General features: G+C 55.8%; 9 protein-coding genes and 5 tRNA genes. All 14 read left to right on the top strand.

Annotated elements, in window-relative coordinates; genetic code table 11:
* Positions 1–17 precede the first annotated feature (17 nt).
* The 14 genes from CGZ80_RS01055 to nusG all read left to right on the top strand — a co-directional run bounded on the left by CGZ80_RS01055 (position 18) and on the right by nusG (position 12,705).
* Entirely contained in the window at positions 18–3,140 is a 3,123-nt protein-coding gene (locus CGZ80_RS01055; protein ID WP_094410924.1) for a DUF1553 domain-containing protein, read from the top strand.
* Positions 3,141–3,143: 3 nt separating this feature from the next.
* A complete protein-coding gene (locus CGZ80_RS01050; protein WP_094410923.1) occupies positions 3,144–4,598 on the top strand; it encodes a DUF1501 domain-containing protein in 1,455 nt (484 codons plus the stop codon).
* A gap of 128 nt (positions 4,599–4,726) precedes the next feature.
* On the top strand, positions 4,727–5,710 hold the full coding sequence (locus CGZ80_RS01045; RefSeq protein ID WP_094410922.1) for a dihydrodipicolinate synthase family protein: 984 nt from the start codon (positions 4,727–4,729) through the stop codon (positions 5,708–5,710).
* Positions 5,711–5,790: 80 nt separating this feature from the next.
* Entirely contained in the window at positions 5,791–6,651 is an 861-nt protein-coding gene (locus CGZ80_RS01040; protein WP_143543678.1) for a hypothetical protein, read from the top strand.
* Complete coding sequence (locus CGZ80_RS01035) at positions 6,648–7,499, top strand: TrmH family RNA methyltransferase (RefSeq protein WP_094410920.1); 852 nt, start codon at positions 6,648–6,650, stop codon at positions 7,497–7,499. The genes CGZ80_RS01040 and CGZ80_RS01035 overlap by 4 nt, the downstream gene beginning before the upstream one ends.
* A gap of 88 nt (positions 7,500–7,587) precedes the next feature.
* The gene (locus tag CGZ80_RS01030) at positions 7,588–8,349 is read left to right on the top strand and encodes an MBL fold metallo-hydrolase (protein WP_094410919.1); all 762 of its coding nucleotides are present in this window, start codon (positions 7,588–7,590) and stop codon (positions 8,347–8,349) included.
* Between the two features lie 542 nt (positions 8,350–8,891).
* Positions 8,892–8,964, top strand: a tRNA-Thr gene (locus CGZ80_RS01025).
* Between the two features lie 154 nt (positions 8,965–9,118).
* A tRNA-Tyr gene (locus CGZ80_RS01020) sits at positions 9,119–9,200 on the top strand.
* 75 nt (positions 9,201–9,275) lie between these two features.
* Positions 9,276–9,346, top strand: a tRNA-Gly gene (locus CGZ80_RS01015).
* A gap of 68 nt (positions 9,347–9,414) precedes the next feature.
* Positions 9,415–9,486, top strand: a tRNA-Thr gene (locus CGZ80_RS01010).
* A 363-nt stretch (positions 9,487–9,849) separates the two neighbouring features.
* Positions 9,850–11,046 carry an elongation factor Tu gene (tuf, locus tag CGZ80_RS01005; protein ID WP_094410918.1) on the top strand — a complete coding sequence of 399 codons (1,197 nt, stop codon included), beginning with the start codon at positions 9,850–9,852 and terminating at the stop codon, positions 11,044–11,046.
* Between the two features lie 152 nt (positions 11,047–11,198).
* Positions 11,199–11,271, top strand: a tRNA-Trp gene (locus CGZ80_RS01000).
* 231 nt (positions 11,272–11,502) lie between these two features.
* A complete protein-coding gene (gene secE / locus CGZ80_RS00995; RefSeq protein ID WP_094410917.1) occupies positions 11,503–11,961 on the top strand; it encodes a preprotein translocase subunit SecE in 459 nt (152 codons plus the stop codon).
* A 78-nt stretch (positions 11,962–12,039) separates the two neighbouring features.
* Positions 12,040–12,705, top strand: a complete 666-nt coding sequence (nusG, locus tag CGZ80_RS00990) for a transcription termination/antitermination protein NusG (protein WP_094410916.1) — start codon at positions 12,040–12,042, stop codon at positions 12,703–12,705.
* The last annotated feature ends 13 nt before the right edge of the window (positions 12,706–12,718 follow it).

The following is a 12,718-nucleotide window of genomic DNA, read 5'->3' as shown; positions in this document are numbered from 1 at the left end:
CCATTTGCAGTGTGATCATGAAGCGATCGATCACGGCCTGGGCCGCTATCGCGTCGACGTTGATTGTTGGTGCAACGTTTGCGACCTGCGACGCGGCCGAAGCTGAATCATTGGATTACGCCACGGACGTCCGTCCGATTTTGGCTGACGCCTGCTTTCACTGTCACGGCCCCGATGAAGAAGCCCGTCAAGCAGGGCTGCGTTTGGACGTCGCTGAAGACGCCGCCGCGGTGATTGACAAACAAAGTCCAGATGCGAGCGAGCTGTACCAGCGTATCGTCGAATCGGATCCCGACTTACAAATGCCGCCACCGGATTCGGGCAAACATCTTTCGGGCGAACAGATCGCCGTGATCCGCCGTTGGATCGAGCAGGGTGCCACCTTTCAAACACACTGGGCATTTGAGCCCCCGGCTCGCCCAGAGATCCCAACGGTTGGCGATGCCGACTGGGGTCACAACAGCATCGATGCGTTTGTGCTCCAGCGACTTGAAGCGGAAGGACTGCAACCATCGTCGCAGGCTTCGGCAACAACGCTGATCCGTCGTCTATCGCTCGACCTGACGGGGTTGCCGCCCGAGCCCGAGTTCGTACGACAATGGACGGCGAAGCTTCAAAACGACGGCGACGAAGCCTACGAAGAACTGGTCGAGCAATTTCTCGGCAGCCAGCATTATGGCGAACACTGGGCACGTTGGTGGCTGGACGCGGCACGCTATGCCGACTCGGATGGCTACGAAAAAGACAAGCCGCGTGAAGCTTGGTTCTATCGCGACTGGGTGATCCGGTCGCTAAACCAAGACCGTCCCTACGACGATTTCCTCATTCGCCAAATCGCTGGTGACCTGCTCCCCGATGCGACTCAAGAGGATCATGTCGCAACCGGGTTCTTGCGGAACTCAATGGTCAACGAAGAAGGCGGCGCCGATCCCGAACAGTTCCGCATGGAAGCGATGTTCGACCGCATGGACGCCGTTGGTAAAGCGATCTTGGGATTGACGATTCAGTGCAGCCAATGCCATTCGCACAAATACGATCCACTGACCCACGAAGAATACTATGGGCTGTTCGCGTATTTGAACGACACGCATGACGCGATCATCCCCGTCTACACCGAATCGCAACAACACCGCCGTGATCAAATCCTGCAACGTCTGGCCAACCTACGCGAGGATGCCAAACGCGACCTCGACGATTGGCAAACCAAACTCGCCGCTTGGGTCAAAGAAGCATCCGCGCGGCCAAAGCCTCAATGGCAAACCGTCGAACTCGAGTTTTTGGATCGAACCATCGGTGGCTCAAAGTTCCTGCCTCTGCCAGATGGGTCATACCTCTGTCAAAGCTACGCGCCGACCAACTTCAATCCGCAGGGAACCGGCAGCTATCAAGGTCAACGTCTGACGGGACTGCGTCTGGAACTGCTGATGCATCCCAACCTGCCCAAGGGAGGCCCCGGTCGGAGCCTGGAAGGGACCTGGGCGCTGAGCGAATTGACAGCCGAAGTCACTCTGTCCGGTTCGCCTGACAAAACCATTCCGCTGAAGTTCGCTCGTGCAGCGGCAGACCGATCACCAGCCAAAGCCGACTTGAAACCGCACTATGACAATCGCAGTAAAACGCCGCGATTCACTGGCGGCATCGACTTTGCCATCGACGGTGACTCGACGACCGCCTGGACCAATGAAGTCGACACACCGGAAAGCAATCAACCCCAAGTCGCTTGGTTTGAACTCGCCGAACCGATTGAAATCCCAGACGGCGAATCGGCGACTTTGGTGGTCCACTTGGCGCAGCGACATGGCGGCTGGAACAGCGATGACAACCAGACGTTCAACATCGGACGATTCCGGGTGTCGGCCACTGGCGATGCGATCCCACAAACGAATCCATTGCCAGTTGCTGTTTCCGAAACGATCGAAATGCCGATGGACCAATGGTCGGACGAGCAACACGATCGAGTCTTCACGCATTGGTTGTCGACTGTCCCGGAAGGTGCCCAGTGGACCGAATCGATCGCCGCGGCTTGGCAAGGTCACCCCAGCGCGACGACGCAACTGACGTTGGCCAAGCGGACCCTTTCGCGTCCAACGCACCTACTCAATCGGGGTGATTTTTTAAGCCCACGGCAAACCGTCGAACCGCATGTACCTGCGTTCTTGCATGACTTGCCGGAATCCGACGAAGCGCCGCGATTGCAACTCGCCAGGTGGTTGGCATCACCGCAGTCGCCGACGACTTCGCGTTCGATTGTCAATCGTGTTTGGCAACGGTACTTCGGTACGGGCATCGTCGAAACCAGCGATGACCTGGGCACACAAGGATCACCGCCAACACACCCTGCGCTACTCGATTACCTGGCAACCGAATTGGTTGCACAGGACTGGAGCCTGAAATCGCTGCATCGTTTGATCGTGACCAGCTCGACCTACAAACAGTCTTCGGATGTGTCACCTGAATTGCTTCGGGATGATCCACAAAATCGCTGGCTTGCCCGCGGCGCACGCTTTCGAGTTCCAGCGGAAACCGTTCGTGACATCGCGTTGTCGGCAAGCGGTTTGATGAGCGACACAGTGGGCGGCCCCAGCGTTCACCCGCCGGCCCCAGAGTTTCTATTTGTCCCGCCGGTCAGCTATGGTCCCAAGGTCTGGGACGTCGATACGGACGACAATCGCTACCGCCGTGCACTTTATACGTTCCGCTTCCGCAGCGTTCCGTACCCGATGCTGGAAAACTTCGATGCGGTCCCCGGAAACCTCTCCTGTGTCCGCCGCAGCGTCAGCAACACCCCGATGCAGGCGCTCACGTCTTTGAACGAACCTTTGTTCATGGAATGCTCGATCGCGATGGCGGCCAAATTGATCCGTGAGGTTGAAACGGATCACCAAAGTGCTCTCGACCGTCTGCAACTTGCATTCATGCGATGCCTCGGGCGCAAAGCAACGAATGCTGAACAGCAAGTCCTAACTGCGTTCCTTAATCAACAAAAAGAACGGCTAGACGGACAACAACTTTCGGCCGACGAAATCCTGACCGCCGGGAAACTGCTCGACCTCCAAGGCCTTGATCGCGACGAATTGGCGAGCTGGACGTTGCTGTGCCGTGTGGTCCTGAACCTCGACGAAACCATTACACGAGAGTAAACGATGAGTCTGCCGATTGAAGAGTTGAATCGCCTCCGGGCGAATCTGGTTTCACGACGTTGGTTCATGCGTGACTGCGGCGTCGGCTTAGGTGCGATCGCCGCGTCCCAATTGCTGAGCGAAGACCGCCCGGCCGCGCAAGCCGCTTCGCCATCGGTTGCGTCTGACCCACTTGACGTTCGCCAGCCGCATTTCCCGGCGAAAGTCAAGAATGTGATTTACCTGTTCATGGCCGGTGCCCCCAGCCATTTGGAGTTGTTCGACAACAAACCACAACTGGCAAAGTTCGACGGCACCCTTCCGCCGGCAGAACTGCTGAACGGCTATCGTGCCGCATTCATCAATCCCAATTCGAAACTGCTGGGGCCGAAATTTTCTTTTTCGCGTCACGGGGAATGCGGTGCAGAAATCAGTGAGGTCCTGCCACATACCGCCGGCGTCGCGGACGATTTGACGATCGTCAAATCAATGAAGACCGACGCGTTCAATCACGCGCCCGCTCAAATCATGATGAATACCGGCAGTCAGCTGTTCGGCAAACCCAGCTTGGGATCATGGAGTTTGTACGGCTTGGGCAGCGAGTCAAAAGACCTGCCCGGATTTGTCGTCTTCAGCAGCGGTAGCAAAGGCCCCAGCGGCGGCAATAGCAATTGGGGCAGCGGATACCTGCCGACCGTTTACTCCGGAACGCAACTGCGGAGCGTCGGCGACCCCGTGTTGTATCTGTCCAATCCGCCAGGCATTGATTCGCAAGCACAACGCGACGCCTTTGACGCGATCGGCCAGTTAAACCGACAGCACTTGGCCGAAACCGGTGATCCGGAAATCGCGACTCGAATCAGTTCGTTCGAGATGGCTTACCGGATGCAATCGTCAGCGCCAGAGCTGATGGACATTCGCAGCGAAACTCAATCGACGCTGGACCTGTATGGTGTCGATCCAGACAAACCGTCGTTTGCGAAGAACTGCTTGTTGGCGAGGCGGCTCGTCGAACGTGGGGTTCGATTTGTGCAGTTGTTTCATGAGGCTTGGGACCAGCATGGCAATTTGGTCGGTGGCCTAAAACAGAACTGCAACGACACCGATCAGGCATGTGCGGCTCTGCTTAAGGATCTAAAACGCCGAGGCCTGCTGGAGAACACGCTGGTGATTTGGGGCGGGGAATTTGGACGCACGCCGATGGTTCAAGGTGGAGGCAACGATGGTCGCGATCACCATCCCAATGCGTTCACGATGTGGATGGCTGGCGGCGGCATGAAACCGGGTGTGACGTATGGCGAAAGTGACGAGTTCGGTTTCAATGTCACCGAAAACGGCGTGCACGTACGAGATTTGCACGCCACGATTTTGCATCAACTCGGATTTGACCATCGCCGATTGACTTACAAGTTCCAAGGCTTGGAACAGCGACTTACCGGTGTGGAACCGGCACGCGTCGTTCACGAAATCCTGGCCTAAGGTTTCTTCATTCCCCCACGCTATTTGTTGATTTCGCCGAAACCGCGAACGAAAATCCGTCGGACGCCTTTAGGCTTCGGCAATCAGCAGATTGTTTGTTCTCCCGATTCACCGTGATTAACCGACCTATGACTGCACCGATTTCAGGGATTTTGACGCCCAACATCACCCCTGTAGACCGACTGGGTCGAGTCGACGAAGACACCTTGCGTGCGTACGTCGACTGGTTGATTGAAAAAGGTGTCGACGGGCTTTATCCCAACGGCAGCACGGGAGAGTTCGTACGCTTTACGCCCGAAGAACGCCGACGGATTGTTCAGGTTGTAACGGAGCAAACGGCCGGCCGCGTACCAATTTTGGCTGGTGCCGCCGAAGCGAACGTGAAAGAAACCATCGAAGCTTGCGAAGCTTATGGTGCGATGGGTGTACGAGCCGTCGCGATCGTGGCGCCGTTTTATTACCGGCTGAGCGACCAAGGCGTCTACGCGTACTTTCGTGAAATCGCTGACACCGTGTCCGTCGATGTAACGCTGTACAACATTCCGCTTTTTGCATCCCCCATTTCCGTCGACACCGTCGTCCGCTTGGCGTCAGAATGTCCACGCGTTGTTGGCATCAAAGACAGTTCTGGTGACCTGCCAAACATGATGCGGATGATCGCACAGATCCGGCCACTACGTGAAGATTTCTGCTTTTTGACCGGCTGGGACGCAGCCTTGGTCCCAATGTTGGTCGCCGGCGCGAACGGCGGAACCAATGCGACCAGTGGGGTCGTCCCAGAGTTGACGCGCGCGATCCACCGCACCGTTGTTGCGGGTGACATCAAACAAGCGATGAAGCTGCAGTACCAGTTGCTGCCACTGTTTGACGCGATGATCTCGATTGGCGAATTCCCCGAAGGCTTCCGTGCCGGCGCGCGAAGTCGTGGCTGGGACCTGGGACCTGGACGAGTGCCACTTTCCGAACAACAAAAATCAGCTGTCGCAAGCGCGCAGCGCCAAATCGATTCGTTACTTGATCAGTATGTCGAGTCGCCAAAGGAAACGGTGCCCGTTCAAGCCGTTGAAAAAATTGTTGCGCAAGTCATCTCGCAGTTACGCCTACAACAATAGCCAGAGTGAAACCGAAATCGTTTTTGGGGCCGAGGCGTATGGATGCAACCATCACAAGACGTTTTATCGTAGCCTTCGTGATGATGGTAAGCCTGGGAAGCAGCACGCCAACGGCCTTGGCGTGGGATCCCGCGATGCCGGTTGCTGATGGCGACGAGCCGCTAGAATTTCGACTGAATCTGCTAACCGAAAGCAGCGGCCTGGCATTTTCGCTTCGCAACTCAGCGTACGTTTGGACACACAACGACTCGGGTGACCTACCGCGACTGTTTTCGTTTGACGAACACGGCCAGCCCTGTGGGCGATTATTTCTAAGAGGCGTCAAAGCAATCGACTGGGAAGACATGGATTGCTTCGACGACGAAGGTCCTCGCTTGTTGATCGCCGATGTGGGCGACAATGACAACAACCGCGATTCGGTTTCACTGTATTTACTAAACGAACCCAACCCGACCGCGAAATCACGTCTGCTCGCATCACTGCATCTGACGGTCACCTATGCCAACGGCCCTCAAAACTGTGAAGCCGTGGCGGTCGACGTCCACAACCGACGCATCCTATTGCTGGGCAAATCGGCAATTCTCGCCACGCTGCACGAAATCGCTTTGCCTTCACTGGATGAATGGCCCGAAGAATCACGCGACCGCAAAAAGGCGAAACACATCGCCGTTAAAACGACCATCGTCCGCAGGCTACCGATCCCGCTGGCGACTGGCATGGATATCTGCGAACGAACCGGCGATTTGTGGATCAGCAGCTATCTCAACGCCTATCAGTACAAATCCGCCATTGAAGGCGACCTCTTTACGCGATTGGGCGGAATGCCCACGATTGTTGAACTTCCAAAGTTGAAACAAATCGAAGCAATCGCGATCGACGGTTCGGACAGGGTCTGGGTCTCGAGCGAAGGCCTGCCTGCCCAGATGCAACGTGTGAAATGAGTTCGGATGACGCCCGCGCGATTCGCTGCACTTCTCTTGATGACCCACGACTTGCTGACTACCGCAACCTGAAAAACCGACCTGCGGGACGTCAGCGCGGCCGTTCACACTTTGTCGTCGAAGGCAGAAAGCTGGGCGAGCGTCTGATTCAAAGCGGTTTCCCGATTCGATCAATCCTGGTCGAAGAAGGATTCGATTTGACGCAACTGCCGCTTCACCTTCGGCAACGGACCGGGGCAGACTTTCCGATTTACGAGCTGCCCGAAGAACTGATCAGCGAAATCGCGGGGTTTCATTTTCATCGCGGCCTGCTGGCCAGTGCAAACCTGCCGGACGATGTCCCGCTAGAGCAACTCGATCACGACGCCGTGTCGCTCGCCTTTGTCGGTATCAGTGACATGGAAAACGTCGGCAGCATGTTGCGTTCGGCAGCAGCATTCGGGATCCGACAGATCCTGGTTGACTCGCGAAGCGTCGATCCGTTTTCCCGTCGTGCGATGCGAGTCAGCATGGGAGCAGCATTGACGATGCGGGTATTTCGGCTGGGAAACGTTGCCGACGACTTGGCTACCTTGGCCGACCGCCGCTTCCATACGCTCGCAGCGACGCTGGCTGACGATTCGACCTCGATCGAAACCTACCGAACGCGGTACAATCACGGCGACTATCCGTGCGTCTTGGTGATGGGCAACGAAGGGCAGGGGCTGCCGCCAGCCGTTCAACGTGCGTGCAGCCACCGCGTGCGGATCTCCATGCGACCGACCGAACAAGGGGCTCCGCTGCTGGACAGCTTGAACGTTTCTGTAGCCGCAGCAATCCTGATGCACGACCTAACCAAACCGAGCTAACGCGTCTACTTTCACGGACGAAGGCTTCACCGCATTATCATGCCGAATCGCCTCATTTTTCCCAACGCACTCTCCATCGTCTGACATCATGCTGCTGCACTGCCTTGGCACCGCTGGTTACCATCCAAACGAGCAGCGTCACACGAGTTGCTATTTTCTGCCCGCAGAGGGAATCATTCTGGATGCCGGAACGGGCATGTTCCGCGTTCGCGAGCTGATCCAAACCACTTCGCTCGACATCCTGCTCAGTCACGCGCATCTCGATCATATTGCCGGACTGACGTTTCTGCTGGACGTGCTTTATGGCAAAGGCGTCGAGAAGGTGAGGATTTGGGGAGAGCAGGAAAAGCTCGATGCGATCCGCACCCATCTGTTCTCGTCATTGGTCTTTCCAGTCGAGTTGGACGCGCAGTGGTGCCCGATCGACGGGCAAAACGAACTGACGATCAATAACTGCAAAGTCACTTGGCGAACGCAGCCACACCCAGGCGCAAGCATCGGATATCGGATGCAATGGCCAGGCGGTCCGACGCTGGTTTATTTAACGGACACGACGGGACAAATCGACCGCCATGCAGATAGCTTCAACGCGGACGCAGATCTGCTGATGCACGAGTGCTACTTCCAAGACGACCTCAAAGCACAAGCAGAAAAGACCGGACACACGTACTGTGGGCGTCTGGTGCAAATCGCACGATCGGCAAACCCCAAACAGTTATTGCTCACTCATGTCAATCCGATCGATCCGCAGCCGTCGGCGATGCTGGATGAAGTTGCGGCCGGTCTGCGGGACACAAACATCGGGGTCTCGCTCGCCGAAGACCGAATGCAGGTTTGCTTTGGAACCTAGCGGGCAATCCGAATTGTCCTGGCAAACAACAGGCGAGTCAGAACGCGATTGAAAAAAACTTCGCCACCCCGATTAGGACCATCGTGGCGACCGCAGAGGGCCCGCCGGACGCGAGACGAAGGGCGGCAAGCGGATTTGGTGAACGACCCACAGCGATTGTGAAGAAAATTCGGCAGGCAAATTCAGAGCAATCGAAGCCTGTTGCGACTCAGACCGATGGACAAAAACGCCCTTAAAACACGCATCAATTGCGATTGTCAGCGGGACGGGTGGGTATCGTAGACGTGTGGAGAAGACCGGGGTGTCAGTCTAAAAACGGACAAACAGGCTCATGAGGCGAGGCGATCCTGCCGAATCTTTGCGTACCTGCCGAACCAGAGTCGGAATCAGGTTGTCGGAGCGTTAGCAATAAACGTCACACGAATTGCGGCCAGTTGGTGCTGAAACCGGCTTGCCCCAAAACGATCGATTGCTAAACTCTGCCTCTTCCCAGCGACCGCACTGGTTGCGATCGGGAATGTCGGCTTTGGCGACAAACCATTGCTAGCGTAGCTCAGTTGGTAGAGCAGCTGATTTGTAATCAGCCGGCCGTGGGTTCGAGTCCCTCCGCTAGCTTGACCAACCTGGGTAGACACGAGCGGAACAGTCACCTTAATGTGGCTGCCTGACTTGCGGGAAACCTGACGAAGACGACAATTCCTAGAGAACGCATCACAGACTGACAACACGGAATCGCGAAGAAGAACATTCGTTTTTAGCGAAACGAAATGGGGGTTTGCCCGAGTGGTTAAAGGGGGCGGACTGTAAATCCGCTGACTATGTCTACACTGGTTCGAATCCAGTAGCCCCCACTAGCGAAGATGAAACTGAAAGGCAGGAGCACTTGTGTTCCACAATCATCTTCGTCGTGGAATGCCTTTCAGGAAGCGGGTGTAGCACAATGGTAGTGCAGCAGCCTTCCAAGCTGAATACGAGGGTTCGATTCCCTTCACCCGCTCTTCAAATACCGTCGATCCATCGACGGCCTAGTAGGGTACGGCTGGCTCTAGCCACCAACCGACTTTTGCTGCTGTAGCTCAGTGGTAGAGCACTTCCTTGGTAAGGAAGAGGTCATGGGTTCAAGTCCCATCAGCAGCTTGTCGGGCGGGCGAGACGTGAGACAACTTTCGCGGATTTTAAAAACGAGAAAGTTGGTATCGATCTTGCTGATTTTTTGCAATCAGCAATTGCAAGGATCGCGACTTTTCGCAACAACTACGCACCCTCGCCGGTGGTGGTCAACAACGATCCGCTGACCGGCCCATGTAAAGCAATTACCACAGCGTCCGTGGTGGACGTTCGTGGATACGATTTTCTGTCTGTTTAGAAGAAAACGTTCGGTCGTTGCGACCGTCGACAGGGCGATATTCCGTGGGTGTGAACGCGGCCGCTGTGTTGATGGGCTCGCCTGAGGCGTATCCTCGGGCCGGTAGCAGATCGCCGAACACAGGTGAGTAAGAAATGGCCAAGGCACAATTTGAACGGACCAAGCCCCACGTTAACGTCGGCACCATTGGACACATTGACCACGGTAAAACCACAACCACTGGCGCTATCCTAGCCGTCCAAGCTGCAAAGGGACTGGCTCAAGCGAAGGGTTATTCGGACATCGCAAAGGGCGGTACGGTCCGTGACGCGACCAAGACCGTGACGATCGCTGTAGCTCACGTAGAATACGAAAGCGACAACCGTCACTACGCTCACATCGACTGCCCAGGTCACGCCGACTTCGTCAAGAACATGATCACCGGTGCGGCCCAGATGGACGGAGCGATTCTCGTCGTTTCGGCTGCTGACGGCCCAATGCCCCAAACGAAAGAGCACGTTCTGCTCGCTCGTCAGGTCGGTGTTCCTTACATCGTTGTTTACCTGAACAAGTGCGACTTGGTCGACGATCCAGAATTGCTGGAATTGGTCGAACTGGAAGCTCGCGAACTGCTCAGCAAGTACGACTTCCCCGGCGATGACGTTCCTGTCATCCAAGGTTCGTCGCTGCCAGCGTACAACAACCCTTCGGACCCAGAAGCCAGCAAGTGCATCAGCGAACTGATGGACGCACTGGACGAGTACATTCCTGAGCCCGTCCGCGAAGACGACAAGCCATTCTTGATGGCGATCGAAGACGTCTTCTCGATCGAAGGTCGTGGTACTGTTGCGACCGGTCGTATCGAGCGTGGTGTGATCAAGGTTGGTGAAGAAGTCGCGATCGTCGGCCTGAAGCCAGACTCGACCAAGACCATCTGCACCGGCGTTGAAATGTTCCGCAAGGAAATGAACGAAGGACGCGCTGGCGATAACGTCGGTTGCCTTCTGCGTGGTGTAAAGCGTGAAGAAATCCAACGTGGTCAGGTTCTGGCCAAGCCAGGATCGATCACCCCTCACACCAAGTTCGAAGCTGAAGTTTACTGCTTGAGCAAAGACGAAGGTGGACGTCACACCCCGTTCTTCAGTGGCTACCGCCCACAGTTCTACTTCCGTACCACTGACGTGACCGGAACTGCGAACCTGGAAGGCGCTGAAATGTGCATGCCCGGCGACAACGTCAAAGTCACCGTTGAACTGCACAAGCCAATCGCGATGGACGATGGTGTCCGTTTCGCGATTCGTGAAGGTGGACGCACCGTTGGTTCGGGCGTCGTCACCAAAATCATCGAGTAATTTCGGCCGACCGATGGGGTCGGTGCTCGACACCGACCAAATCTTTTGAGAAAACCACCGGAGAGCCAACGGACCGTCTGTCGGGTCGTTGGTTCTCGGCGTTAAGATAGCTGCCCAGGACAGGTCGTCATTTGTACCTGTTCTGGACATCAAGGAGTGTAGCTCAATTGGCAGAGCTCTGGTTTCCAAAACCAGCGGCTGGGGGTTCGAGTCCCTCCACTCCTGCTTTTTAACAGCTTTCGTGCTGCTCTGGTGCCAAGACTCTAGTTGCCAGTACGATCTGCCTGTTAACACCCATGGCAGTCTCGTTTTGCCGCAGATCGTCGGATCCAACGCCATCCCAGGATCCTTGGAACAAGTCTCCCTTCAGACACACCCGTTCGTGATCTCGGTTAAAACTTGGCGGCCATTATTCCGTCGGCCAAGAATCGGCCACTAACCACACAAGGACATACCGTGTCTCGAGAAATCGCCGGGAGTAACGCGAATTCGAATGCAAGTGGCAGCTCGCTCGTTAGCGAACTGTTCCACGCGTCTGTATTCAAGCCCAACCAAGGCCGTGTTGTCCGTCAATTGACGGCACTGTCGATTTGGGTCATCGTCGCGCTCGGATGCTGGTCGCTCTACTCGACGCTCGATGGCGTCTCCAGCAACAATATGCTGATTGTTGGCGTTCCCTTTGCCATCGTGTTGATCGGTTTTTGGTTTGCGTTTCGGTTGGTAAACTGGCCCATGTTCGCTGACTTTCTGATCGCCGTGGAAGCGGAGATGAAAAAGGTCACTTGGCCAGCACGCGACGAAGTCAAGCGAGCCTCGATCGTTGTGATTTTGACGATCGTAATCCTCGCCGTGTCGCTGTTTTCGTTTGACATCTTCTGGCAAGCGTTCTTCAATCTGCTTTGGGCAACCGCCTAAAACGGCCGTCACATTGCGGATCACAAAGAACGGCAATCGCCAAACCACCATCAGTCCATCGCACCAATAACTCATTTCATGTCGGAAGAACAGCAACCTATCGAATCCGATGACCCCGAATTGAACTCGGACATTGAATCGGTCGAAGACGAGGTCGTCGAAGCTGACGATCAAGCCGACGTCGATGAGAATGCATCCGATGTCGATATGGACTGGTACATCCTCAAGGTCGCGTTCAACCGCGAAGACTCCATCGCGGACGCCCTGCGCAAACGCATCCGCATGGAAGGTATGGAAGAGTTCTTTGGCGATGTTGTCGTTCCCAGCGAAGACGTCGCAACATTTACTCGCGATGGAAAGAAACGTATCACCAAGCGTAAATTGCTTCCTGGCTACATCATGGCCCGGATGGCAATCAACGATGACACTTGGTTTTTGGTGCGGGAAACCGGCGGGATTAGCGATTTCACCGGGTCAGCAGGCAAGCCAATGCCGATGGACCCCGCCGACGTCGATCGGTTCATCAATCGCCCCGAAGCGGAAGACGAAGAAGACCAACCCATCAAAGTTGGCATCCCATTCAAGGTGGGCGATCGAGTTCGCGTCAAGGAAGGCAACTTCGAAAACCAGGAAGGCGACGTCGATTCGGTCGACGAAGCAAACGGTCGCGTCACCGTGATTATCAATATTTTTGGTCGGAGCGTTCCGATGGAGTTACACCACTGGCAAGTTGAGCCTCTGTAGTTAACCTATCGGC

This window comes from Rhodopirellula sp. MGV (genome assembly GCF_002251265.1).
In the GTDB taxonomy this organism is placed as follows: Bacteria; Planctomycetota; Planctomycetia; order Pirellulales; family Pirellulaceae; genus Stieleria; species Stieleria baltica_A.
The sequence above is the reverse complement of the archived record's forward strand: the minus strand, read 5'-3'. Positions and strand labels throughout refer to the sequence as shown.

Excerpts from the sequence above, each read along its gene's own strand:
- CGZ80_RS01030 (WP_094410919.1), top strand. The coding sequence starts at position 7,588 with ATGCTGCTGCACTGCCTTGGCACCGCTGGTTACCATCCAAACGAGCAG.
- CGZ80_RS01035 (WP_094410920.1), top strand. The coding sequence starts at position 6,648 with ATGAGTTCGGATGACGCCCGCGCGATTCGCTGCACTTCTCTTGATGAC.
- CGZ80_RS01050 (WP_094410923.1), top strand. The coding sequence starts at position 3,144 with ATGAGTCTGCCGATTGAAGAGTTGAATCGCCTCCGGGCGAATCTGGTT.
- CGZ80_RS01055 (WP_094410924.1), top strand. The coding sequence starts at position 18 with ATGAAGCGATCGATCACGGCCTGGGCCGCTATCGCGTCGACGTTGATT.
- nusG (WP_094410916.1), top strand. The coding sequence starts at position 12,040 with ATGTCGGAAGAACAGCAACCTATCGAATCCGATGACCCCGAATTGAAC.
- CGZ80_RS01045 (WP_094410922.1), top strand. The coding sequence starts at position 4,727 with ATGACTGCACCGATTTCAGGGATTTTGACGCCCAACATCACCCCTGTA.
- CGZ80_RS01040 (WP_143543678.1), top strand. The coding sequence starts at position 5,791 with ATGATGGTAAGCCTGGGAAGCAGCACGCCAACGGCCTTGGCGTGGGAT.
- tuf (WP_094410918.1), top strand. The coding sequence starts at position 9,850 with ATGGCCAAGGCACAATTTGAACGGACCAAGCCCCACGTTAACGTCGGC.